Origin of the sequence: Streptococcus australis, from assembly GCF_901543175.1 — a bacterium.
GTDB classification, from domain to species: Bacteria; Bacillota; Bacilli; order Lactobacillales; family Streptococcaceae; genus Streptococcus; species Streptococcus australis_A.
Genome location: NZ_LR594040.1, coordinates 591,551 through 616,622 on the forward strand (window position 1 = coordinate 591,551; position 25,072 = coordinate 616,622).

The window sequence follows — 25,072 nt, forward strand, 5'->3', positions numbered from 1 at the left end:
TTTTAGATGTCAATTGTGGTGACAAAATTGACATACTTATAAAAATTTTAAGGATTAAGTAAATCCGTTTATGCATTTGATAATGTTCGAATAGAAGAAATGGAAGAACAGGTGTTCTCACATGAAAATATTCAAGGATAGAAGAGAAGCTCCAAGTAGATTTACACTCATGAGGTGCTCCTATATTTCGTAGGCGAAATATCATGGTAAGCCAGTTAATCCTATCTTGTCTATCAGTGGGATGAGCCTGTTTTCTTAGATTACCTTACTGTTACGATGGTGCATGAGCATTGCTAGCAAACGATCGCAAGGTTTGCTAAATATAAAGAATAAAGGATGACAGATGAAACATTTCGGTCTTAAAAAACAAAAACGAACAAGTATTTTTTTCCGAAGAGCAATTTTTACAATTTTGGTCATCGCGATCTATTTACTTGGTCGCCATATTTTACTTCCAGGATACAATGGCAACACAGGTTTTTCACAAATAAGTGAGCAAAACCCCTTGGCCTATTTATATTCCTTAGCAGGAGTAGATGTCTCTCGGATTTCCATGTTTTCTTTAGGATTAGGTCCTTGGATTACGACCATGATTGTCTGGCAGGTTATCAATTTAAATAAAAGTTGGAATATCCAGTCCTGGTCATTGAAAAAAGCGGATTTTGTCCAAAAAATTCTCACTTTGATTTTTTCAGTGTTACAGGGGATAGCTATTATGTACACAGCTCGTTCGGAAAATGGACGCTTTTTGCTTCTTGTAGATGATTGGATTTATAATATGGCTGTACTAGCAACTGTTGTAGCAGGAAGCTTTGTTATTATCTGGTTGGCTAGTTTGAATGTTAGCAAGGGAGTAGGCGGGCAGACAATTATTATTATTTCAGGAATTCTGCTACAATTTGCTAACCAATTAGTGGTATTGATAGGACAATCTGTTTTGTCTAAAGAAGGACTGGCCTTTCTAGTAGGTGCGGCGATCTCATTTTTGATCTTGGGCTATATTGCCGTGGTCTGCGAGAGGGCTGAAATTCGTTTGCCTCTAAATCGAGTCATGTTAAGTAGTCGTTACTATGGTAAGTCTTACCTCCCTATCAAATTTCTTCCCTCAGGAGGAATGCCGATTATGTATGCCTCGAGTGTTATTATGTTGCTTCAGTTGGTATTAGACTGGTTTGGACATGGTTTTACAAAAAATTTTGGTAGTTTATTTGACTTTACAAAACCTCTAAGTTTGGCCTTTTATCTGCTAGCTATCTATCTTCTTGCAATTTTATTTGCCTATATCAACTTAGAACCAGAAGAAACAGCGAAACGTTTACAACGTCAAGGGGAATACCTAGACTATATCCAGCCTGGGAAAGCAACTTTAAAAGTTTTGAAACATTACATTTCCTTGCAGTCTAACGTAGGAGCACTCTACCTAATCGTTTTTATTGGTTTACCCTATTTCATTAATTTCTTCCTACCTCTTCCAAATTTGCTTTTGACTATACCAAGTACATTGATCATTTTAGTCAGTATGCTCTTGCCTTTGCATGAAGAAATACGTATCTTGAGAATTGGGACTTACTACCACAAAGAATTAGAATTTAAAGGAGAATAGAGGGATATGTTTTACTTTGTACCATCTTGGTATAGACAAGATCGGAAATGGTACTCTACCACTCTGCCTTTCTATTACGTGTCTAAAAATATGATGTTTGATGATGCGGTGAATTTGCTGCGAATGTTTCAGCAATCAGGAGAGGCAAATACCACTCTGATTTTGAACTATTCACCACATATTCGAACCTTTCTTTATCAGCAAAGAATATTGCCAGAAACTGTATGGAATCTATTTGATACTATACAAGGCCTGACGGATGTATCTGTACGTAAAATTCGTCTAGAAGATATTAAGTGGCCTCAAGGAGTAGAATTCTTCTATACTCCTTTTATGATTGAGGTATATTTAAATCAAGAGCACTATGCTAAAATTAACTTTTCACAAACAGGTAATTTCTTTGATATTACTTATTTTGAGGGTGGGCAGACAAATCATCAGTTAATCTTTGATGATCGTGGATTTGTTTCAAGTATCATCTATTTTGAAAATAATCAGCCTTACTACCAAGATTATTTAAATTTACAAGGTACATGGCAGTTTAGGGAATTTTTGGGCACAGAAAATCATCAAGTACTTATCAACCCTGAGGCACAGGCTACATTTGCAAAAGAAGTTTACCAAGATATTGAAGAATTGATCAATGAAAAATTAGATCAGTATCTAACTTCTACGTTAACGAAGGATGATACGATTGTGATTTCGTCAGATGTGCAGCACAATCACTTTTTCCAAAAGATTAAGAAAAATCATTATGTTATTTTGTCTTTTTTTGGAGATCGCTATCCAATCACAAACCAAGAGCAGTTGTTAACGGATTTGACAGACACGCCGTTCTTCGTTGTTGATAGTTTAAATAAAATTGAAACGATGGCAGCTAATGTGGATCTAGAACAGTTGCCGGGCTTTTATGAGATTCCGCCTTATGATACTCATCTAAACTTAGGGCATAGTCAAAGAAAAAAAGAGTTAATTGTTTACGTCAATTACGACAATCTACCAGCAGATCAAATTCAATATGTGTTTACGACTTTGTTTGAAATGATGTTGAAAAATGAATGGATTGACTTGCTGGTTGGAACACAAAGTCAGGATTTTGGTCGAGAGGCCTATATAAAACAGGTACTAGAAAGCTATCTATCACTTAAGCCAGAATATGAACAAGATTTGATTTTTGTTGATAAAGAGAAAAGAGCGAGAGGTGAGAACCGAGTTCTTGATGATGAAGAGGAGATTGTTCGTGAACGGATTGATATTGAGACTATTCATAGCAACGTCGATTTGATTAAAGTTCTGAAGTACGTTCGTATTATACTAGATTTGGGGACTCCGGCTGATGTGTTGACTCAAATCGCTGGCATTAGTGGAGGGATCCCTCAGGTTAACTTGTATAGCTCTTCTTATGTGAAGCATGGAGAAAATGGTTGGATTCTAGAGGATATTTCAGATTTTGAAGAGGCACTCTTATACTACCTCACAAACTTAGAACATTGGAATCAATCTCTAGTTCACTCAGTCAAGAAGATTGAACAGTACACAAGGGGTGAGATTGTCGATATGTGGAAAAATACCATAAAGGAATTAAAAGGAAATGAAAAAAATTAGTGTTTTGCAAATTGCTGATGAAAATTGGCAGGAGCAATATGAAATTCCTAGTAATATAAAATGGACCTTTGTCAAACCAGAAGACATCGTTTCTTTATTGCCAGAAGATATCGGGATCTTAAATAGAGAGGCTGAGACTGAGGCGGAAAACGGAAAAAAAAAGAAGAAAAAAGTAGATAAACCGTTTGATGTCGTGTTGGTAGATACCGCTGAATATTTAGAGTATGTTACTATCTTGGATCAGAAAATTCAGGTTTACCGTCTGTTCTATCATGAGCGTTGTCGAATCACTACGAAAACATTGGAACGATTTCTTTTGCGTAAAAAGGCCGTGAAAACAAATTTTGAAAATCCAGAGCAAATGCTACATATATTTTCACGTGGTTTTTTCTCTAAACAAAATGGAACGAAACTAAGTGTTAATCATCTAGTCGCTGCACCATCTTTTGAAGGTCAAATCAGTTATGAAGGGACAAACTACCTTCGTTTATGTGGCCGATATGGTGAGGATTATCAGACTATCGCGACATATCAACATAATATTTTTCTGAGTGGGGAGATGCCCTTAGATTTGTGGCCTGAGTTCAGAGTTTCAGAAGGTTGTTCGATCCGCTACGTTGTTAAAGGTTTTCCTGCTGGAAATTCTCCCATGCAAGAATGGATTTATGATGAAACGAGTTTCGATCGGTCCCTGACGTTAGATGTAAATGATTCGTATTATTTGAGTATCAGCATTCAAGCAAAGGGACAAGGGATTGTAAAACTTGGTCCCTGCCACTATCGAGACTCCCATCTTGGTTATGGAGACTTGTTAGTCGGAGGAAAACGAATTAGCGACAAAAATCGAGAAGAACTGATTTATTTTTTCCATCCAGGAGATTTGAAACCACCGTTGAACATCTATTTTTCAGGGTACCGTCCCGCAGAGGGATTTGAGGGATACTGGATGATGAATAATTTGGGGTCGCCATTCTTACTGGTAGGGGATCCGCGTTCAGAGGGGGGCGCTTTCTATCTTGGATCGGAGGAGCTAGAACAAAAACTTCTCCAAGTGGTTCATAACTGCTTAGATGAACTTGGTTTTACGACGGAACAACTGACCTTGTCAGGTTTATCAATGGGAACTTTTGGCGCCCTTTACTATAGTTCTAAGTTGGAACCTCATGCCGTTATTGTCGGAAAACCTCTTGTTAACTTAGGAGATATGGCAGAAAATGAGTCAACTATTCGTCCGGGAGGATTTCCAACATCACTGGATTTGGTGTATCGTACAATAGGGGAGTTATCAAGCGAAGCTACAGCTCAGCTTAACGAACGTTTTTGGACGGCTTTTGAGTCAGCTGATTTTTCAAAGACTAAATTTATCATGTCCTATATGTATCAAGATGACTATGATATGTCTGCCTATCCTGATATGCTGGATGAGTTAGGACAGCGAGATTACCGCGTCAGCGTTATCAGTAAAGGGTTGACTGGACGACACAACGATGACACAATAGGTATTGTTGAATGGTTCTTTAACCAATATAAAACACTATTAATGAATAGTTTTGAAAGGGAGTTTAAATCGTGAGATACAAGGAAGAAGTCTATTTTGCTTATTGGGATATCCAAAGCGTATCTCAGTATCTATACGGTTCATCTGTCAAACTGTTAGACGGTGGTCATGTTTTGTATGAAAACCAGTTCATGCCTTCGGGGACAGTTATTCATGAATGGCACTCACGGGCAAACTATCAGGCTTTACGCAATACGAGTCAGCTTCCTGAATTGAAACGTGGGCAAAACTATATCTTTGGCAGTCATATAGAAACCATCCCAGAAAATTCAACATACTTAAAAGTTGAATTTATGGATGCTCGAGATGAAGAAATTTCGAATCAAATCATTAAACAGGGGGAGAGAGTGAGCATATGCGTTCCAGATAGTACACAATATTACAAGGTGCAGTTAGTCAGCTCGGGTTGTCATCGCTTCCTGTTTGAAGGGATTTATGTTGCTGAGGAGCAGTTAGCGGATTATACAGTGGATCGCTACTGGATATCTGATTTACTTCATCAGGATTCCGAGAAAGAAACGATGTATGTTTGCTTTACTGAACCCGAACTCAATCGAACAGGTTTTATCCCAGAACATGTTCGTGAACATTTCTCAAATGTATTGATTGTTAATTCGTCTTATAGGGAGGCGCTCCTATACATGGAGGAACGATTTTACGAAACCTTGCTTGAAACGATTGAAGAATTAGCGCAAGAGCATCTTTTTGAAAAAGTGGCTTTTGTTGGTTACGGAGCGATTTCTAATATTGCGGCCCTGCATTACTCCAAACAATTTGGAAATTCATACGCTCTTGTGACGGATGAGTTTTTAAGTGAACTAGATTATCAACGCTTGCTGGAACGTTATCGTAATCGAGTAAATCCGCCTATTTTTAAAGAATTATTGCTGCAGCAATTTAATCCGACAAAAGTTAAGGAATATGCGAACTTGAAGACTAGACCACGTGAACTAGCAAACATTGAATATTTATTAGATAAGTCATTTTTACTTCAAGCGATTGACTTGGAGAAAATTGAAGAGTGGATGAGAAAGAATGAAAACTAAACGATTCAATTTGACCAACTCCTATAAACTAATGCGTTACAAAAAGATTTTGGAGAAGGTTAATAAACTATCTGATAGTTATGCAGCTATGTCAAATGAGAAACTGCAAGCTCAGACAAAATGGTTTAAAGAACGCCTTTCTGGAGGAGAAAGCTTGCAGTCCATTTTGCCAGAAGCGTATGCAACCATTCGTGAGGCGGCCAAGCGTATATTAGGATTATATCCTTATGATGTTCAGGTTTTAGGAGCCTTGGTTATGCAAGACAATCAGATTGCAGAAATGAGAACAGGGGAAGGAAAAACCTTGACAGCTATCCTTCCTTTATACCTAAATGCCTTGACGGAAAAAAGTACGATCTTAGTCACGGCCAATGAATATTTGGCGGCGCGTGATGCCAAGCAAATGGCACCTGTTTTTCGATTTTTAGGAATGACAGTTGGAGTAGGTGTCTCGGAAGATCCGGCAAAAAAACTTAAAATTCCTCAAAAACAACAAATCTATAAGAATGATATTGTCTATACAACACATAGTGCGTTAGGGTTTGATTACCTAGAAGAAAACTTGGCGACATCTCAATCAAAGAAGTTTTTACCAAAATTTTATTTTTGTTTGGTCGATGAAGTAGATGCAGCCTTGCTAGATAGTGCGCAGATGCCGCTAATCATTTCAGGTTCTCCTCGGGTTCAATCCAACCTCTTTCTCTCGTGTGATGAGTTTGTGAAAACTCTAAAAGAAGGGGAAGATTTTAATTTAGACTCCACTCGGACGTCTGTATGGTTGACGAGAAAAGGAGTAAAGGAAGCAGAGGTTTATTTCCGCGTTCAGAATGCCTATGATCCAGATAATTACCAGCTCATTCGCCAAATTAACCTAGCTTTGAGAGCTAACCACTTATTTGAAAAAGATCGTCAGTACACGGTGGATAATGGCGAAGTTAAACTGATGGATGAGGCGACAGGACGTCTCTTGGAAGGAAATAAACTCCAATCAGGATTGCACCAAGCACTAGAAGCCAGAGAACGTGTGAAAATCACATTGGAAACGCGTTCGATGGCCTCTATTACCTATCAAAATTTATTTAGAATGTTTCCAAAATTAGCAGGAATGACGGGTACTGGTAAAGTTTGTGAGGAGGAGTTCAGAGACGTTTACGATTTGGGAGTCGTAGTTGTTCCTACACGAAAACCCAATTTACGAATTGATTATCCAGATGAAATCTATCTCACGATTCCTCAAAAATTATATGCTTCATTGGAGTATATCAAAAAATTACATAAAAAAGGCCAGCCAGTTTTAATTGCGACAGGATCGGTTGGAATGTCTGAGATTTATTCTATGCTCTTACTCCAAGAGGGAATCGCCCATAATGTGTTGAACGCCCATAATGCAGCAAAAGAGGCTGAGATGATCGCACTGGCTGGTAGACGTTCTGCAGTGACAGTAGCAACATCAATGGCAGGTCGTGGAACAGATATTATCTTGGAAGAAGGAGTTGCTGAGTTGGGTGGACTCGCTGTTGTTGGAACGGAGAGAATGTCCAGTGAGCGAGTGGATTTGCAGCTTCGTGGTCGTGCCGGACGACAAGGCGCTCCAGGATTGAGTAAATTCTTTATTTCTCTTGAGGATGATCTTATTTCCAAGTCTGGTAGCAAATGGATTAGTGAGTACTATCATAAAGAAATTGCAAAACCAGAGGAAAAACAAAAGATTCATTTGACCTCTCGTCGTATTAGATATGCGGTTGAAGAAGCTCAGAAGAATAGTGATAACGCGTCAGCGGCTTCCAGACGTTCAACGGAACGATATGATGAAAGTATCCGTATTCAGCGACAGATTATCTACAATAAACGTAATAAGCTCATCTCCCATCCAGAATTTGATTTGACCTATTTCTTGTCTACTCTATCGGATGCAGTGGACATTTATACAAGTAAAACACCGTTTAAAGAGCGGGCGGATCTGTTTCGCTTTGTTTTGGATAATATTAGTTATTACTGCGAGGATATTCCAGATGATCTAGATGTTACGGATTTACGGCAAGTTAAAAAGTTTTTATCCGACCTCCTTGTTTCAGAGTACCAGCAGAAAAAAGATAAAATCAAGGATTTAGAGTTGTTCAATCAATTTCAAAGAACTGTCGTTTTGAGAGCGATAGATGACTGTTGGGTTGAGCAGGTTGACTATTTACAGCAATTTCAAGGTTTGGTGTCTAGTCAAGGGTATGCCCAAAAAAATCCAGTCTTTGAGTTTCATAAAGAAGCTTTTAAATCATACAAAAAAATGAATGCAGATATAAATCTAAACATTATAAAAAATATGACATTGAGTTACATTAATATTAAGCCTTCTGGGAAGTTAGAAGTTTTCTTTGGCTAATACTTTGACAGATTCTGTTGTAGACTTTATAATGATGATATAACTGTATTTTTGGAGAAAATCATATTATGAGTAAAAATAATAACAAAGAGCTAAAGGGATTTAAACGTTTGATATCAAAGTTTAAGCAAAAAGGTAAGGAAGATAGTGATTACCGTAGCCTAGATGCAACTAAATCAAAGCCCGTTAGTCGAAAACTCAAAGAGCAAAAGGAAATTATTCTGAGTGCTAGTGAAGAACTTGAGTTACCAACAGAGTCAGTTTCTGTCATGGAAGCCTTAGAAGACTTTCAGGAAAGGAACAGTTTGGGAGTGGCTGACTTGATAAGGAATGTTAGTCAGAGTTTGTCAACTAGCGCTTTAGCTTCCCTCAGCCTTTCTGTCGCAGATTCGTACAGTGAGTCGTTTAGCCAGAGTATATCAGCAAAAGGATTCTCGCTTCGAGAGTCCATGTCTGAGAACTACTCATTAGTGGTCTCTTCTTCAGAATCTGAATCTGAGTCCCTTTCCTTGGTTGATAGCCTCTCTAATTCTGAGCATTTGACAGGGGAGTCTCTTTCCTTGAGTGAATCAGAGCAAGTGAGTCCGAGTATTTCCGAGTCTGAGTTCTATAGCCTGAGCCAGAGTGAGTGGGACTCCGTTTCAGAATCCCAAAGCATTTCAGAATCAGAGTGGTGGAGTTATTCCGAATTAGAACAAGCAAGTCAGAGTGTTTCCGAGTCCGATTTCTATAGTCTGAGCCAGAGTGAGTGGGACTCCGTTTCAGACTCCCAAAGCATTTCAGAGCAGGAATGGTGGAGTTATTCCGAATCAGAGCAAGCGAGTCAGAGTGTCTCCGAGTCCGAGTTCTATAGCCTGAGCCAGAGTGAATGGGAATCCGTTTCAGAATCCCAAAGCATTTCAGAATCAGAGTGGTGGAGTTATTCCGAATCAGAACAAGCGAGTCAGAGTGTCTCCGAGTCCGAGTTCTACAGTCTGAGTCAGAGCGAGTGGGAATCCGTTTCAGAATCCCAAAGCATTTCAGAATCAGAGTGGTGGAGTTATTCCGAATCAGAACAAGCGAGTCAGAGTGTCTCCGAGTCCGAGTTCTACAGTCTGAGTCAGAGCGAGTGGGAATCCGTTTCAGAATCCCAAAGCATTTCAGAATCAGAGTGGTGGAGTTATTCCGAATCAGAACAAGCGAGTCAGAGTGTCTCCGAGTCTGAGTTCTATAGCTTGAGCCAGAGTGAGTGGGAATCCGTTTCAGAATCCCAAAGCTACTCAGAGCAGGAGTGGTGGAGCTATTCCGAATCAGAACAAGCAAGTCAGAGTGTTTCCGAGTCTGAGTTCTATAGCCTGAGCCAGAGTGAATGGGAATCCGTTTCAGAATCCCAAAGCTACTCAGAACAAGAGTGGTGGAGTTATTCCGAATCAGAACAAGCGAGTCAGAGTGTCTCCGAGTCCGAGTTCTATAGCCTGAGCCAGAGTGAGTGGGAATCCGTTTCAGAATTCCAAAGCATTTCAGAATCAGAGTGGTGGAGTTATTCCGAATCAGAGCAAGCGAGTCAGAGTGTCTCCGAGTCCGACTTCTATAGCCTGAGTCAGAGCGAGTGGGAATCTGTTTCAGAATCCCAAAGCATTTCAGAATCAGAGTGGTGGAGTTATTCCGAATCAGAGCAAGCGAGTCAGAGTGTCTCCGAGTCTGAGTTCTATAGCCTGAGCCAGAGTGAGTGGGAATCTGTTTCAGAATCCCAAAGCATTTCAGAATCAGAGTGGTGGAGTTATTCCGAATCAGAGCAAGCGAGTCAGAGTGTCTCCGAGTCCGAGTTCTACAGCCTGAGTCAGAGCGAGTGGGAATCCCTTTCGGAGTCTGAATCCTTGAGTGAGATGATTTCTCATTTACTTTCTGAGTCCGAGTCATTAAGTTTGAGCGAAGTCCTCTATCTCAGTGAGTCTGAATCCTTGAGTCAAAGCCAACAAATATCTGAATCCTTAAGTCAAAGTCAGAGTGTAGCTGATTCGGTGAGTTTAAGGAAAGCATCCCTATCTCAATCCTATAGTATGTTAGAATCAGAATTTGGTTCCTATAGACAGAGTGTAGCGGAGACAGAAGTATTCGCGCATGACTTGCATACTTCGGAACGTCTGTATAAGAGCCTCTCTGAACAGGATATGAGCCCTCTAACTCACCAGCAAAAAGTGCAAGAAGTGATGACACCTGAAATTTCTGAAGAAGGATCGTCTCAAGCACCTATTGTTGAGGAGCAACAGGAGTCTGAAAATAGAGAAGAATTGATAAAGAATGTAGATTTGCAAGACTCTCTGAAACATCTGTCTCACTATTCAGGAGCAAATGGTACAAATTTAAGGATGACAGAACGCCAACTCTACCATCTACTCAAACCAGGTTCGCAGCCCCTAGCACGTGACTTAAGAAATGTTGCAAGTGAATTGTCTGGTTTGGTTGCTATTACTCAAAAAAGGGAAGATGAGAAATCATCCTAAATAGAACTTGCAATCATTAAATAGAAATAATAAAATCAAAAGGAGTCACTATGATTAGAAATATGATGTCAAATAGTAAAAAAGCTTTGGGTACTACAGATGTACTACCCGTTGACCAATATCGGATAGAAGTTTTGAATGGAACAGTTGACTACAAAAATGTACCTTTAGGATCCTATGATATCCTAGGGAGATTTGTTTCAGCAGGTCAGAGAGATTATACAGAAGACCTGAATTTGATTCAATCAATGGGTTTTAATGCCTATAGAATCTCGATCTCTTGGGCACGCATCTTTCCAAGTGGTGAAGAGTTGCAGCCGAGTGAAGAGGGGTTGAAATATTATGAAGCAATCATCGATGACGTATTAGAAAAAGATATCGAACCGATTGTGACATTGAGTCACTTTGATCTTCCGCTGAATCTATACGAAAAATATGGAGCTTGGAAAAGCCGCAATATGATTGAACTCTTTGAGCGTTACGCAGAGGCTGTCTTTCAGTACTTTAAGGACAAAGTGAAGTATTGGATTACCTTCAATGAGTTCAATGTTTTGCACCATTTGCCGTTTCTTGGTGGGGGATTGTCTTTTGGACCAGATGACAATCAAGAACAGGTGATTTGGCAAGCAGCTCATTATCAATTAGTTGCTTCTGCACGTGCAATCAAGCTCGGAAAAACAATCAACCCAGAGTTTCAGTTTGGTGGGATGATGGTTGTTAGTAAAAACTACAGTCAGCAAACTGAAAGTACTATTGATGTAATGGAAGCAGAAGTCAAAGATAGGGAAAATTATTTGTTTACAGACGTGCAAGTTCGTGGATACTACCCAAATCACTTTTTGCGTCGTTTGGAACGTGATCAAATCGCCTTGGATATTGAAAATGACGACCTCTTTGTCCTAAGAGATGGGAAAATTGACTTTGTCAGCTTCAGTTATTATGCATCAAGCAATTCCCAAGAAGTTTTTATCAACAAATATGCAAATAATGGCCAAAATCGCATTGATTCTTTGGGACTTCGCCTCGTGATGAACAATCTTTACGATCGTTACCAAAAACCACTCTTCGTCGTAGAAGATGATGTGGTCTTGGATGATTCAAATAGCGTAGCAACTGAAGAGCTGAAAACGAATATCCAAGAGATCGTGAAAACAGTTGAGTATGATGGTGTGGAATTACTTGGCTATACACCACTTACTTTTACGGAACTAAATTTTTAAAATAGGAAGTAATAACTCGAATTCTTTCTGGTTTAAGAGTAGTGTTCATGTTTTGACTTTTGAAAATGTCTGATCTATCAATCAGACATTTTTTAGAAATGGATGAGCTTTAAGCTAAGTTCGAGTTTTGCTTGATAGCGCTTCAGGATATTTTCCTTATTTGGAGCTTAGAAAAGAATAGCAATTTACGCTATTTTATGCTACAATGAGGGGGAGTGGTGTAAATCAGAATAAGTAAGGAATAGAGGGAGCAAAATGAGACTTAAGAAAACATTGTTCGGTAACTACCGTGCTAAGGAAGTCGAAGATTGTATCGAAGCATTAGAGGAAGGGTTCGATCGTGAAATTCAAAAGAAGAATGAAAAAATCGAGTCCCTACGTAAAAAAATCGACTCTATGAAGAATCAAGAAAAAGAGATCGGTGAAGCAATCATTTATGCCAAATCTCTTGTTATTGAAGCTCATGATAGGGCTGAAAAAGAAGCTAAAGAAGTTTTAGAAAAGGCGCAAAAAGACTATTTGGATACGAGAGAATCTATTCTCGAAGAAATCGATACTCTGACAAAAAAACGGGCAGAGGCTGAGAGATTGTATAATTTACAAAAAGAAAAAATTAAAAATATTATTAGTCGAATTGATGATTTTCTAGAACTGGACGATATCGATGCTAAACCAAAAGATATCAAAAAAATTCAAGAATTACGTAAAGAACTTGATAGACCAGAAGAAGTTGCTAAGGAGAAAGAAGAGGTGGTGCCTGAGAGAGAAAAAATCCATCTCGAACAACCCCTTGCAAAAACAGGAACAGATAGTACCATCTCTGTCAGCCACATCACTTCACGTCGCGTAAAACCTAAAAAGAAAGACGAAGATAAGTTAGATGATGATAAGGGCAAGAGAATCAAACGTCTTTCGAGAATTAAACGAGATAACTTTTTGTAAGAGGATAATCAAATATGACAATTTATAACATCAATTTGGGGATTGGCTGGGCGAGTAGCGGTGTAGAATATGCACAGATTTACCGTGCAAAATTGCTTCGTAGTGTTGGCTTAGAAGCGAAGTTCATCTTTATGGATTTTATATCTGCTGATAACATTGAACATTTGACAAAGAATATTGGCTTTGAAGATTCTGAAGTTATCTGGCTTTATCAGTATTTTACAGATGTTAAAATTGCACCGACGACCTATACGCTAGCACAGGTCTTAGCGAGTTTCAATAAAGAGCCCCTCGAAATTATTCGAGACACCGATATGAAGACGATTCGACTTGTATTTGATGATGGTGATTTTGTGACTTGTTATGCCTGTGATATGGACAAAGAATTGATTGAGCGCGCTGAAATTGTTTCGCGTGGTTGTTTGATTCAAAAAGAGTACTATACTTATACGAAGAATTTTATCGAGTATTTTAGTCCGATGAATGGTCATGCGCAATTATATCAACGTACCTGGCTCAATGAAGATGGCAGTGTGGCTTATGAGGAAATCATCAATGAAGTCGATGGTAGACAGGAGACGCAAGTCTATCGTTTCCCAAATCATGTTTTCTATTCTAAGCAAGAGTTTGTCGCACATTTTATGAGAAGTTTGTCTCTGACGGACAAAGATTTATTGATCTTAGACCGAGAGACAGATATTGGTCAAGCTATCTTTGCTAATAAGGGCGCTGCAAAGCTAGTCGTAATCGTTCATGCAGACCACTTTAGTGAAAATCCTGCTGAGAAAGACTATATTTTATGGAATAACTATTATGAGTATCAGTTCGAACATGCTGACGAGGTGGACTATATCGTTAACTCGACCGATGCGCAAACGAACCTACTCAAAGAACAATTCGCTCAATATACAAACATCAAACCAAATGAAATCTTGACTATTCCGGTGGGAAGTTTGGATCAATTGCGTCATCCAGAAGGAGAGCGCAAGCCGTTTGGATTGATTACAGCTTCTCGCTTGGCAAGTGAAAAGCATATTGATTGGTTGATTCACTCTGTAGTGAAGGCACATGAGCAATTACCTGAAATCACTTTTGATATCTATGGTACGGGTGGTGAAAGAGCCATGTTGGAGCAGTTGATTCATGAGTTAAATGCAGAAGAGTATATCCGTCTGATGGGACATCACCACATGGCAGATGTTTATCGAAATTACTCTGCTTACCTGTCTGCCTCGACAAGTGAAGGATTTGGTTTGACCTTGTTAGAAGCGGTTGGCTCTGGTCTGCCAATTATTGGTTTTGATGTACGTTATGGAAATCCAACCTTTATCCGTGATGGGGAAAATGGCTACTTGATTCCTGAGGCGCGTCCAGATGATCTGGATGCAATGACAACAGAATATGCAGAAAAGATTGTCCAGCTATTTACTCAACATTCCCAAGAAGATTTATCCCGTGTGTCCTACGAGGTGGCAGAACCATATCTTGATGAACATATCGCCCAGCGTTGGTATGATCTTGTTCAATCTGCACAGCATCAGTAGGGATTCGAAAAGAAAGGCATAAACACTATGATTTGTTTATTTGAACGCTATGATCAAGCGAGTTTTGACTTGTTACGTTCACTTAAGGTGGCTGGGCTAGACTGCCCTGTTGTCGTGATCCGAGACGATGGCTACCTCGCACCTGATGTTGAGTCGCCTTACAGTTACTTTACTGGAGATGTGGCTTCAGAGGACGATCTACCTCTTTATTTTAACCTTGTTCCAAAGCCTCATTTGTGGGAAATCCGCTCGAGTAATGTTAATGGTGAAATCTTAGATATGGGTAAGAAACGTGCCAATATCTTTTACCGTCAACCAACACACGAACGTCGCGTGCGTGCAGTCGAGTGGTTGGATGATCAAGGCCGTGTACGTGCTGCGGACATTTACAATCGCAAGGGACGTCTCTTTGCACAGATTACCTATGATGATACCCAACGTCCAACTCATACACGCTACTTTAATCAGGATAACGTAACGGTGATTATGGAAAATCATCTAACAGAGGATATTGTCTTAACTCTTGATGGAAAACGCCATATTTTCAATTCTAAGCAGGAGTTTGTAATCTTTTACTTGCGATATCGTGGATATGATACAGATCGCATTATCTACAATTCTCTAGCAACACCATTTTTAGTAGCCGTTGGTCTGACTCCGAAAGAAGGACGAGCAGAGGATATTCTCTTCTGGCAGGAGCCGATTGGAGAGGAGTTGCCGGGTAACATGAAAGCAGCGATGCAGTTGCCTCATCGCAACATCCGTATCGCAGTACAGGATAAGCAAGTTTATGATAAAATCCTCAAGCTTGCAACACCAAAAGAGAAGAGTTACTTCCGCAATGTTGGTTATCTCTATCAATACCATCGCCTCAATAATATGAATCCAGAAGCTTTGATCCTGACGAATAGTGACCAAATCGAGCAAATTAAGTCACTTTTGACTCAATTACCAAATGTTCATTTCCATATTGGAGCGATCACTGAGATGTCAAGTCATTTGATGGAATTAAATCGCTATCCGAATATTTCCCTCTACCCTAATATTCGTCCAGCTAAGGTGAATGAGCTCTTTGCTCGCTGTGACTTGTATCTGGATATCAACATCAGTGATGAAATTCTCAATGGCAGTCGAACAGCTTTTGAGAATAATATGCTGATTCTCAGTTTTGAGACGACTTGTCACAATCATCGTTTCGTTGCAGAAAGTCATATTTATCCGGTGGAAAATGTATCAGCCATGGTAGGTAAGATTCAGGGAGTTCTCTCTCTTCCATCTGAGATGGAGGCTGCTCTTGCTAAGCAAAAACAGGCGGCGAATCAGGCTGATCTGGAAGCCTACAAGGCAATTTTATAAGCTAATAAGACAAGGGCTTGCTTTCGATGAAAGCAAGTTCCTTTCTATCAACAGAAAAGGAGGAGCACATGTCTAACAAGGACAATGGAATTTTACAAGAACATATACGAGAACAGCTAGATAATCGAAAGAAACCCCTAAAAAGGGAGAAGCAAGATTTTAGCATGATTGCTGTGTTGGGCGGAGTTCTCTTTCTCGTCACCCTTTTGGTCACGCTACTCATGCAGTTGGGACACTTTTTCTAGGATTTTTTCTATATGGAGGAGCTCTCTAGAACAGATAAACCTTGACGATTTGCTCGTCAAGGTTTTTTTATGTCTATCTAATTGAACTAGTGTGAAAGGGGGGAGGAATTTCAAAAGATAATAATACGTTTCCAATAATTTGAACCTTAAAAGCGAACTTTAGATAAAAATTAGGAATTTTAATTGGTCATTTCGAGTATAAATGCTTGAAAAGGAGGAGCCGTTTTGGTAAAATGATAGATGGTGTATACTAGATAAAAGTAACTGGTATATCCCAGATGGAATCTGCTTTTTCTGAGTCAAAGGGATAAAAACTGAGACTGACTGCGGCTTTTATTGGCTTTGGTTTTGAGAGGGCAGCGCAACTACGCTTTGTTAATGATCATGAGGTTAACAAAGGGTCGCAATTGGATAAAAGAAAGGAATCGAATGTTTCGAAGTAAAAAATTTAACAAAGATTTCGAGATCGTAGATGAGAAAAAGCGTTATAAGCTTTACAAGTCGGGGAAAAACTGGGTGAAAGCCTCGAACTCTCAATTGGATCTCTTCCGTATCGGTGGGATGGGCGAAGTTGTCTCTAGTACCCTGTCAGACACTGAAGAACTTGATCACGCACACCTTAGTCTTAACACGTTAGCGGGTATAGGGGGAATCCTGGCCGCGGGGGCTGCAGGATTTGTGATGACTCAAGAGCAAACTGTATACGCAGATGAAACATCTGAGTACAAAGAAACGGATAAAGCAGTCATCGCAGCTGAACCGAAAGCAGCTGAAACAACTGAAACAAGTACTAACTCAATCATCGCTCAAGCGCAAGCAGAAGTAAAGAAAGCTCAAGCAGAACAAGCATCTGCCTCAGCTTCTGTATCAGTCAGTCAATCTGTTGAGGCTCAAGTGAGTGCGAGTCAGTCAGCTTCAGTCAGTCAATCTGCCTCAGCAAGTCAGTCAGTTTTAGCTAGTCAGTCAGCATCTGCAAGTGCTTCAACATCAGCAGGTCAGTCAACTGTTCCAGCATCTGAGTCAGCGAGTCAATCAACATCAGCTCCTGCATCAGTCTCAGCAAGCGCAAAAACATCTGCCTCAGTAAGCTCTGCACCATCAGAGTCAGCAAGCGCTCCAGCACCTGCCTCTGTAGTTGAGAGTACATCAGTTGTTAGCGAACCGTCAGCTCAGGCTTCTGTGTCTACCTCAACTTCTGCATCGCTCAACCTTAAGGTCAACCCTGCAGCAAGTCTTGTATCAGGTAGTGCTAACCAAAGTTTGGCAAGTGCAGCTCTTAGCACAAGTCAAGCAGTAACGACCAGCAACAATATCGCAGCTGGTGTTGTAGCGGATAAGAACCAAGCCCAAGGTAAGGATACAACCAAGCAAGCTGAGAAAGACCAAAAAGCAGATAAGGCTGTAAATAATTCACCAAAAGAAGCAGGTCAGTCAGGTTTCCGTAGTGCTGGTTATTCAGGTTTCCGTAGGTTGCCACAACCAGGTGATGAAGGATTTGATTGGGCTCCGAGACTTCAGGTCATAGATGGACCTGGGAATGTTGTTCTCCAACCTGGTCAAAAGTTCAATTTCACTGTAACTATCCATCACAGAAACTCTACAAACCAATTTGTACATCCAGCTAAACTAACTCTGATAGATAACTACAGACGGATTAAACCAAATGGTGACTGGATAACATATAAATTTACTTCTAGTGGCCCTGATGTTAAGATGAGAGTTTATGGTACTGTTCCAGAGAATCCTCAATCACTTACATATTTTGCAGCACTGCAAAATGAGGGAACAAATCAAAGGAGATTCCCGATAAGAGGCTTCTCAATGACTATTGATGGTAACGGTAGCATCTCTAAGTCGACATCAGCAAGCCAATCAGTAAGCTCAAGTCAAAGAGCTTCAGCGAGTGCATCGCTTAGCGCACATCAATCCCACTCAGCATCTGTATCAGCAAGCATCAGTGCGAGCCAATCAGCATCAAGCTCAGCAAAAGCTAGCCAAAGTGCTTCAGCAAGTCGCTCAGCTTCAGCATCTGTAAGTGCAAGCCAATCAGCGTCAAGCTCAGCAAAAGCTAGCCAAAGTGCTTCAGCAAGTCGCTCAGCTTCAGCATCTGTAAGTGCAAGCCAATCAGCGTCAAGCTCAGCAAAAGCTAGCCAAAGTGCTTCAGCAAGTCGCTCAGCTTCAGCATCTGTAAGTGCAAGCCAATCAGCATCAAGCTCAGCAAAAGCTAGCCAAAGTGCTTCAGCAAGTCGCTCAGCTTCAGCGTCTGTAAGTGCTAGCCAATCAGCATCGAATTCAGCAAAAGCTAGCCAAAGTGCTTCAGCAAGTCGCTCAGCTTCAGCATCTGTAAGTGCAAGCCAATCAGCGTCAAGCTCAGCAAAAGCTAGCCAAAGTGCTTCAGCAAGTCGCTCAGCTTCAGCATCTGTAAGTGCAAGCCAATCAGCATCAAGCTCAGCAAAAGCTAGCCAAAGTGCTTCAGCAAGTCGCTCAGCTTCAGCATCTGTAAGTGCAAGCCAATCAGCATCAAGCTCAGCAAAAGCTAGCCAAAGTGCTTCAGCAAGTCGCTCAGCTTCAGCGTCTGTAAGTGCTAGCCAATCAGCATCGAATTCAGCAAAAGCTAGCCAAAGTGCTTCAGCATCTGTATCAGCTAGCCAAAGCGCATCAGCATCTGTAAGTGCAAGCGACTCAGCTTCAGCGTCTGTATCAACAAGCATCAGTGCGAGCCAATCAGCATCAAGCTCAGCAAGTGCTAGTCAAAGTGCTTCAGCAAGTACAAGCGACTCAGCATCTGTATCCGCTAGCCAATCAGCTTCAGCTTCTGTAAGTGCAAGTCAATCAGCTTCAGCATCTAATAACCAGAACTCAGCTTCTATCTCAGCAAGCGCGAGCCATTCTGCGTCAATTAGTGCGAGCCAAAGTGCATCAGCGTCTGTATCAGCAAGCATCAGTGCGAGTCAATCAGCATCTGTATCAGCAAGCCAAAGCGCATCAGCTTCTGTAAGTGCAAGCGACTCAGCATCTGTATCCGCTAGCCAATCAGCTTCAGCTTCTGTAAGTGCAAGTCACTCAGCTAGCGCATCAGTATCCGCAAGCCAAAGTGCTTCAGCATCAGCATCTAACAACCAGAACTCAGCTTCTATCTCAGCAAGCGCGAGCCATTCTGCGTCAATTAGTGCGAGCCAAAGTGCATCAGCGTCTGTATCAGCAAGCATCAGTGCAAGTCAATCAGCTAGCGCATCAGTATCAGCAAGCCAAAGTGCTTCAGCTTCAGCATCTAACAACCAGAACTCAGCTTCTATCTCAGCAAGCGCGAGCCATTCTGCGTCAATTAGTGCGAGCCAAAGTGAATCAGCGTCTGTATCAGCAAGCATCAGTGCGAGTCAATCAGCATCTGTATCAGCTAGCCAATCAGCATCAGCTTCTGTAAGTGCAAGCGACTCAGCATCTGTATCCGCTAGCCAATCAGCTTCAGCATCTGTAAGTGCAAGTCAATCAGCTAGCGCATCAGTATCAGCAAGCCAAAGTGCTTCAGCTTCAGCATCTAACAACCAGAACTCAGCTTCTATCTCAGCAAGCGCGAGCCATTCTGCGTCAATTAGTGCGAGCCAAAGTGAATCAGCGTCTGTATCAGCAAGCATCAGTGCGAGTCAATCAGCATCTGTATCAGCTAGCCAATCAGCATCAGCTTCTGTAAGTGCAAGCGACTCAGCATCTGTATCCGCTAGCCAATCAGCTTCAGCTTCTGTAAGTGCAAGTCAATCAGCTAGCGCATCAGTATCAGCAAGCCAAAGTGCTTCAGCTTCAGCATCTAACAACCAGAACTCAGCTTCTATCTCAGCAAGCGCGAGCCATTCTGCGTCAATTAGTGCGAGCCAAAGTGCATCAGCGTCTGTATCAGCAAGCATCAGTGCGAGTCAATCAGCATCTGTATCAGCAAGCCAAAGCGCATCAGCTTCTGTAAGTGCAAGCGACTCAGCATCTGTATCCGCTAGCCAATCAGCTTAAGCATCTGTAAGTGCAAGTCAATCAGCAAGCGCATCAGTATCTGCAAGCCAAAGTGCTTCAGCTTCAGCATCTAACAACCAGAACTCAGCTTCTATCTCAGCAAGCGCGAGCCATTCTGCGTCAATTAGTGCGAGCCAAAGTGCATCAGCGTCTGTATCAGCAAGCATCAGTGCGAGTCAATCAGCATCTGTATCAGCAAGCCAAAGTGCATCAGCTTCAGCATCTAACAACCAGAACTCAGCTTCTATCTCAGCAAGCGCGAGCCATTCTGCGTCAATTAGTGCGAGCCAAAGTGCATCAGCGTCTGTATCAGCAAGCATCAGTGCGAGTCAATCAGCATCTGTATCAGCAAGCCAAAGCGCATCAGCTTCTGTAAGTGCAAGCGACTCAGCATCTGTATCCGCTAGCCAATCAGCTTCAGCATCTGTAAGTGCAAGTCAATCAGCTTCAGCATCTGTATCAGCTAGTCAATCAGCAAGCGCATCAGTATCTGCAAGTCAATCAACTTCAGCATCTGTAAGTGCTAGCCAATCAGCAAGCACAAGCTTGAGCAATAGCGTATCTGCTTCAATCAGTGCAAGCCAATCATCTTCAGCATCAGTATCAGCAAGTCAATCAGCTTCAGCATCTGTAAGTGCAAGCGAATCAACTAGCGCATCAGTATCAGCAAGTCAATCAGCTTCAGCATCAGTAAGTGCAAGCGAATCAACTAGCGCATCAGTATCTGCAAGTCAAAGCGCTTCAGCATCTGTAAGTGCAAGCGAATCAGCTTCAGCGTCTGTATCAGCTAGCCAATCAGCAAGCGCATCAGTAAGCTCAAGCGAATCAACTAGCGCATCAGTATCAGCAAGTCAATCAGCTTCAGCATCTGTATCAGCTAGCCAATCAGCTTCAGCATCAGTATCTGCAAGTCAATCAACTTCAGCGTCTGTATCTGCAAGTCAATCAACTAGCGCATCAGTATCTGCAAGTCAATCAACTTCAGCATCTGTAAGTGCAAGCGAATCAACTAGCGCATCAGTATCAGCAAGTCAATCAGCTTCAGCATCTGTAAGTGCAAGCGAATCAACTAGCGCATCAGTATCTGCAAGTCAAAGCGCTTCAGCATCTGTAAGTGCAAGCGAATCAGCTTCAGCGTCTGTATCAGCTAGCCAATCAGCAAGCTCAAGCGAATCAACTAGCGCATCAGTATCAGCAAGTCAATCAGCTTCAGCATCTGTATCCGCTAGCCAATCAGCTTCAGCATCTGTAAGTGCAAGTCAATCAGCTTCAGCATCTGTATCAGCTAGTCAATCAGCAAGCGCATCAGTATCTGCAAGTCAATCAACTTCAGCATCTGTAAGTGCTAGCCAATCAGCAAGCACAAGCTTGAGCAATAGCGTATCTGCTTCAATCAGTGCAAGCCAATCATCTTCAGCATCAGTATCAGCAAGTCAATCAGCTTCAGCATCTGTAAGTGCAAGCGAATCAACTAGCGCATCAGTATCAGCAAGTCAATCAGCTTCAGCATCAGTAAGTGCAAGCGAATCAACTAGCGCATCAGTATCTGCAAGTCAAAGCGCTTCAGCATCTGTAAGTGCAAGCGAATCAGCTTCAGCGTCTGTATCAGCTAGCCAATCAGCAAGCGCATCAGTAAGCTCAAGCGAATCAACTAGCGCATCAGTATCAGCAAGTCAATCAGCTTCAGCATCTGTATCAGCTAGCCAATCAGCTTCAGCATCAGTATCTGCAAGTCAATCAACTTCAGCGTCTGTATCTGCAAGTCAATCAACTAGCGCATCAGTATCTGCAAGTCAATCAACTTCAGCATCTGTAAGTGCAAGCGAATCAACTAGCGCATCAGTATCAGCAAGTCAATCAGCTTCAGCATCTGTAAGTGCAAGCGAATCAACTAGCGCATCAGTATCTGCAAGTCAAAGCGCTTCAGCATCTGTAAGTGCAAGCGAATCAGCTTCAGCGTCTGTATCAGCTAGCCAATCAACTAGCGCATCAGTATCTGCAAGTCAAAGCGCTTCAGCATCTGTAAGTGCAAGCGAATCAGCTTCAGCGTCTGTATCAGCTAGCCAATCAGCAAGCTCAAGCGAATCAACTAGCGCATCAGTATCAGCAAGTCAATCAGCTTCAGCATCTGTATCAGCTAGCCAATCAGCAAGCGCATCAGTATCTGCAAGTCAATCAACTTCAGCGTCTGTATCAGCTAGCCAATCAGCTTCAGCATCAGTATCTGCAAGTCAATCAACTTCAGCGTCTGTATCTGCAAGTCAATCAACTAGCGCATCAGTATCTGCAAGTCAATCAACTTCAGCATCTGTAAGTGCAAGCGAATCAACTAGCGCATCAGTATCAGCAAGTCAATCAGCTTCAGCATCTGTAAGTGCAAGCGAATCAACTAGCGCATCAGTATCTGCAAGTCAAAGCGCTTCAGCATCTGTAAGTGCAAGCGAATCAGCTTCAGCGTCTGTATCAGCTAGCCAATCAGCAAGCGCATCAGTAAGCTCAAGCGAATCAGCAAGCGCATCAGTAAGCTCAAGCGAATCAACTAGCGCATCAGTATCAGCAAGTCAATCAGCTTCAGCATCTGTATCAGCTAGCCAATCAGCAAGCGCATCTGTAAGTGCAAGCGAATCAACTTCAGCATCTGTATCAGCAAGCACAAGCTTGAGCAACAGCGTGTCAGCTTCAGCATCAGTATCTGCAAGTCAATCAGCTTCAGGGTCTGTAAGCTCAAGTCAATCAGCTTCAGCATCTGTATCAGCTAGCCAATCAACTAGCGCATCAGTATCTGCAAGTCAATCAGCTTCAGCGTCTGTATCAACTAGCGCATCAGTATCTGCAAGTCAATCAGCTTCAGCATCTGTATCAGCTAGCCAATCAGCAAGCACAAGCTTGAGCAATAGCGTATCTGCTTCAATCAGTGCAAGCCAATCAGCTTCAGCATCAGTATCAGCAAGTCAATCAGCTTCAGCATCTGTATCAGCTAGCCAATCAGCAAGCGCATCAGTATCTGCAAGTCAATCAGCAAGCGCATCAGTATCTGCAAGCCAATCAGCAAGCACAAGCTTGAGCAACAGCGTATCTGCATCAATCAGTGCATCTGAATCAGCAAGCACAAGCTTGAGCAACAGCGTGTCTGCTTCAATCAGTACTTCAGTATCAGCAAGCGCATCAGTATCTGCAAGTCAATCAGCTTCAGCGTCTGTATCAGCTAGTGCATCAGTATCTGCAAGTCAATCAGCAAGCACATCAGTATCTGCAAGTCAATCAACTTCAGCATCTGTATCAGCTAGCGAATCAACTAGCGCATCAGTATCTGCAAGTCAATCAGCTTCAGCATCAGTATCAGCTAGCCAATCAGCAAGCGCATCAGTATCTGCAAGTCAATCAACTTCAGCATCAGTATCAGCTAGCCAATCAGCAAGCGAATCAGCTTCAGCATCAGTATCTGCAAGTCAATCAACTTCAGCGTCTGTATCAGCAAGCCAATCAGCAAGCGCATCAGTATCTGCAAGTCAATCAGCTTCAGGGTCTGTAAGCTCAAGTCAATCAGCTTCAGCATCTGTATCAGCTAGCGAATCAACTAGCGCATCAGTATCTGCAAGCCAAAGCGCTTCAGCATCTGTAAGTGCAAGCGAATCAGCAAGCGCATCAGTATCTGCAAGTCAATCAGCTTCAGCGTCTGTATCTGCAAGTCAATCAGCTTCAGCATCTGTAAGTGCAAGCGAATCAACTAGCGCATCAGTATCTGCAAGCCAAAGCGCTTCAGCATCTGTATCAGCTAGCCAATCAACTAGCGCATCAGTAAGCTCAAGCGAATCAACTTCAGCATCTGTATCAGCTAGCCAATCAGCAAGCGCATCAGTATCTGCAAGTCAATCAACTAGCGCATCAGTATCTGCAAGTCAATCAACTTCAGCATCTGTATCAGCTAGCCAATCAGCAAGCACAAGCTTGAGCAACAGCGTGTCTGCTTCAATCAGTGCTAGCCAATCAGCAAGCACAAGCTTGAGCAACAGCGTGTCTGCATCAATCAGTGCTAGCCAATCAGCAAGCACAAGCTTGAGCAACAGCGTATCTGCATCAATCAGTGCTAGCCAATCAGCAAGCACAAGCTTGAGCAACAGCGTGTCTGCTTCAATCAGTGCATCTGAATCAGCAAGCACAAGCTTGAGCAACAGCGTGTCTGCTTCAATCAGTGCATCTGAATCAGCAAGCACAAGCTTGAGCAACAGCGTATCTGCATCAATCAGTGCAAGCCAATCAGCAAGCACAAGCTTGAGCAACAGCGTGTCAGCTTCAATCAGTGCATCTGAATCAGCAAGCACAAGCTTGAGCAACAGCGTATCCGCTTCAATCAGTGCTTCAGCATCAGTAAGCTCAAGTCAATCAGCTTCAGCATCAGTAAGCTCAAGCGAATCAACTTCAGCATCTGTATCAGCAAGCACAAGCTTGAGCAACAGCGTGTCAGCTTCAATCAGTGCTTCAGTATCAGCAAGCACAAGCTTGAGCAACAGCGTATCCGCTTCAATCAGTGCATCTGAATCAGCAAGCACAAGCTTGAGCAACAGCGTATCTGCTTCAATCAGTGCATCTGAATCAGTAAGCACAAGCTTGAGCAACAGCGTGTCTGCTTCAATCAGTGCTAGCCAATCAGCAAGCACAAGCTTGAGCAACAGCGTGTCTGCTTCAATCAGTGCTAGCCAATCAGCAAGCACAAGCTTGAGCAACAGCGTGTCTGCATCAATCAGTGCTAGCCAATCAGCAAGCACAAGCTTGAGCAACAGCGTATCTGCATCAATCAGTGCTAGCCAATCAGCAAGCACAAGCTTGAGCAACAGCGTGTCTGCTTCAATCAGTGCATCTGAATCAGCAAGCACAAGCTTGAGCAACAGCGTGTCTGCTTCAATCAGTGCATCTGAATCAGCAAGCACAAGCTTGAGCAACAGCGTATCTGCATCAATCAGTGCAAGCCAATCAGCAAGCACAAGCTTGAGCAACAGCGTGTCAGCTTCAATCAGTGCATCTGAATCAGCAAGCACAAGCTTGAGCAACAGCGTATCCGCTTCAATCAGTGCTTCAGCATCAGTAAGCTCA

General features: G+C 42.0%; 23 protein-coding genes and 1 pseudogene. 14 read left to right on the plus strand and 10 right to left on the minus strand.

Annotation, left to right across the window (positions count from 1 at the left end; all coding sequences use genetic code 11):
* Window positions 1-343 precede the first annotated feature (343 nt).
* From FGK98_RS02975 to FGK98_RS10155, 12 genes and pseudogenes are all read left to right on the plus strand, one after another.
* Entirely contained in the window at window positions 344-1,603 is a 1,260-nt protein-coding gene (locus FGK98_RS02975) for an accessory Sec system protein translocase subunit SecY2 (protein ID WP_138099960.1), read from the plus strand.
* A 6-nt stretch (window positions 1,604-1,609) separates the two neighbouring features.
* The gene (asp1, locus tag FGK98_RS02980) at window positions 1,610-3,208 is read left to right on the plus strand and encodes an accessory Sec system protein Asp1 (protein WP_138099961.1); all 1,599 of its coding nucleotides are present in this window, start codon (window positions 1,610-1,612) and stop codon (window positions 3,206-3,208) included.
* On the plus strand, window positions 3,195-4,781 hold the full coding sequence (gene asp2, locus FGK98_RS02985; RefSeq protein ID WP_138099962.1) for an accessory Sec system protein Asp2: 1,587 nt from the start codon (window positions 3,195-3,197) through the stop codon (window positions 4,779-4,781). The genes asp1 and asp2 overlap by 14 nt, the downstream gene beginning before the upstream one ends.
* Window positions 4,778-5,812 (plus strand): accessory Sec system protein Asp3, encoded by a 1,035-nt coding sequence (gene asp3 / locus FGK98_RS02990; RefSeq protein WP_138099963.1) that lies wholly within the window; start codon window positions 4,778-4,780, stop codon window positions 5,810-5,812. The genes asp2 and asp3 overlap by 4 nt, the downstream gene beginning before the upstream one ends.
* Complete coding sequence (gene secA2 / locus FGK98_RS02995) at window positions 5,802-8,189, plus strand: accessory Sec system translocase SecA2 (RefSeq protein WP_138099964.1); 2,388 nt, start codon at window positions 5,802-5,804, stop codon at window positions 8,187-8,189. The genes asp3 and secA2 overlap by 11 nt, the downstream gene beginning before the upstream one ends.
* A 68-nt stretch (window positions 8,190-8,257) precedes the next feature.
* A complete protein-coding gene (locus tag FGK98_RS03000) occupies window positions 8,258-10,672 on the plus strand; it encodes a serine-rich family protein (protein WP_138099965.1) in 2,415 nt (804 codons plus the stop codon).
* A gap of 50 nt (window positions 10,673-10,722) precedes the next feature.
* On the plus strand, window positions 10,723-11,892 hold the full coding sequence (locus tag FGK98_RS03005) for a family 1 glycosylhydrolase (protein ID WP_138099966.1): 1,170 nt from the start codon (window positions 10,723-10,725) through the stop codon (window positions 11,890-11,892).
* A gap of 255 nt (window positions 11,893-12,147) precedes the next feature.
* Window positions 12,148-12,834, plus strand: a complete 687-nt coding sequence (locus tag FGK98_RS03010) for a hypothetical protein (RefSeq protein WP_138099967.1) — start codon at window positions 12,148-12,150, stop codon at window positions 12,832-12,834.
* Between the two features lie 14 nt (window positions 12,835-12,848).
* Window positions 12,849-14,378, plus strand: a complete 1,530-nt coding sequence (gene gtfA / locus FGK98_RS03015; protein WP_138099968.1) for an accessory Sec system glycosyltransferase GtfA — start codon at window positions 12,849-12,851, stop codon at window positions 14,376-14,378.
* A gap of 27 nt (window positions 14,379-14,405) precedes the next feature.
* Window positions 14,406-15,734, plus strand: a complete 1,329-nt coding sequence (gtfB, locus tag FGK98_RS03020; RefSeq protein WP_138099969.1) for an accessory Sec system glycosylation chaperone GtfB — start codon at window positions 14,406-14,408, stop codon at window positions 15,732-15,734.
* 68 nt (window positions 15,735-15,802) lie between these two features.
* Window positions 15,803-15,979 carry a hypothetical protein gene (locus FGK98_RS03025; protein ID WP_000066115.1) on the plus strand — a complete coding sequence of 59 codons (177 nt, stop codon included), beginning with the start codon at window positions 15,803-15,805 and terminating at the stop codon, window positions 15,977-15,979.
* A 429-nt stretch (window positions 15,980-16,408) separates the two neighbouring features.
* A pseudogene (locus FGK98_RS10155) lies at window positions 16,409-16,549 on the plus strand (KxYKxGKxW signal peptide domain-containing protein); the annotation flags it as partial.
* A gap of 385 nt (window positions 16,550-16,934) precedes the next feature.
* On the opposite strand, the gene FGK98_RS10160 reads toward FGK98_RS10155, so the two are convergent.
* The 8 genes from FGK98_RS10160 to FGK98_RS10195 all read right to left on the minus strand — a co-directional run bounded on the left by FGK98_RS10160 (window position 16,935) and on the right by FGK98_RS10195 (window position 20,301).
* On the minus strand, window positions 16,935-17,078 hold the full coding sequence (locus FGK98_RS10160) for a hypothetical protein (protein WP_347233040.1): 144 nt from the start codon (window positions 17,076-17,078) through the stop codon (window positions 16,935-16,937).
* A gap of 823 nt (window positions 17,079-17,901) precedes the next feature.
* Window positions 17,902-18,690 (minus strand): hypothetical protein, encoded by a 789-nt coding sequence (locus FGK98_RS10165; RefSeq protein ID WP_347233041.1) that lies wholly within the window; start codon window positions 18,688-18,690, stop codon window positions 17,902-17,904.
* Window positions 18,691-19,038: 348 nt separating this feature from the next.
* Window positions 19,039-19,188 (minus strand): hypothetical protein, encoded by a 150-nt coding sequence (locus FGK98_RS10170; RefSeq protein ID WP_347233042.1) that lies wholly within the window; start codon window positions 19,186-19,188, stop codon window positions 19,039-19,041.
* A 9-nt stretch (window positions 19,189-19,197) separates the two neighbouring features.
* Complete coding sequence (locus FGK98_RS10175; protein ID WP_347233043.1) at window positions 19,198-19,347, minus strand: hypothetical protein; 150 nt, start codon at window positions 19,345-19,347, stop codon at window positions 19,198-19,200.
* Between the two features lie 117 nt (window positions 19,348-19,464).
* Window positions 19,465-19,614, minus strand: coding sequence for a hypothetical protein (locus FGK98_RS10180; protein ID WP_347233043.1), 150 nt, complete (start codon window positions 19,612-19,614; stop codon window positions 19,465-19,467).
* Between the two features lie 117 nt (window positions 19,615-19,731).
* Entirely contained in the window at window positions 19,732-19,881 is a 150-nt protein-coding gene (locus tag FGK98_RS10185; RefSeq protein ID WP_347233044.1) for a hypothetical protein, read from the minus strand.
* 117 nt (window positions 19,882-19,998) lie between these two features.
* Complete coding sequence (locus FGK98_RS10190; RefSeq protein WP_347233044.1) at window positions 19,999-20,148, minus strand: hypothetical protein; 150 nt, start codon at window positions 20,146-20,148, stop codon at window positions 19,999-20,001.
* A 9-nt stretch (window positions 20,149-20,157) separates the two neighbouring features.
* A complete protein-coding gene (locus tag FGK98_RS10195) occupies window positions 20,158-20,301 on the minus strand; it encodes a hypothetical protein (protein WP_347233045.1) in 144 nt (47 codons plus the stop codon).
* A gap of 1,706 nt (window positions 20,302-22,007) precedes the next feature.
* Here FGK98_RS10195 and FGK98_RS10200 point away from each other — a divergent pair.
* On the plus strand, window positions 22,008-22,295 hold the full coding sequence (locus FGK98_RS10200; protein WP_347233046.1) for a hypothetical protein: 288 nt from the start codon (window positions 22,008-22,010) through the stop codon (window positions 22,293-22,295).
* An 894-nt stretch (window positions 22,296-23,189) separates the two neighbouring features.
* The gene (locus FGK98_RS10205; RefSeq protein WP_347233047.1) at window positions 23,190-23,513 is read left to right on the plus strand and encodes a hypothetical protein; all 324 of its coding nucleotides are present in this window, start codon (window positions 23,190-23,192) and stop codon (window positions 23,511-23,513) included.
* 367 nt (window positions 23,514-23,880) lie between these two features.
* Here FGK98_RS10205 and FGK98_RS10210 read toward each other — a convergent pair whose 3' ends face one another.
* Together FGK98_RS10210 and FGK98_RS10215 are read right to left on the minus strand one after the other, a co-directional pair.
* On the minus strand, window positions 23,881-24,315 hold the full coding sequence (locus FGK98_RS10210; RefSeq protein WP_347233048.1) for a hypothetical protein: 435 nt from the start codon (window positions 24,313-24,315) through the stop codon (window positions 23,881-23,883).
* 45 nt (window positions 24,316-24,360) lie between these two features.
* Window positions 24,361-25,029, minus strand: a complete 669-nt coding sequence (locus FGK98_RS10215; RefSeq protein WP_347233049.1) for a hypothetical protein — start codon at window positions 25,027-25,029, stop codon at window positions 24,361-24,363.
* Window positions 25,030-25,072 lie beyond the last annotated feature (43 nt).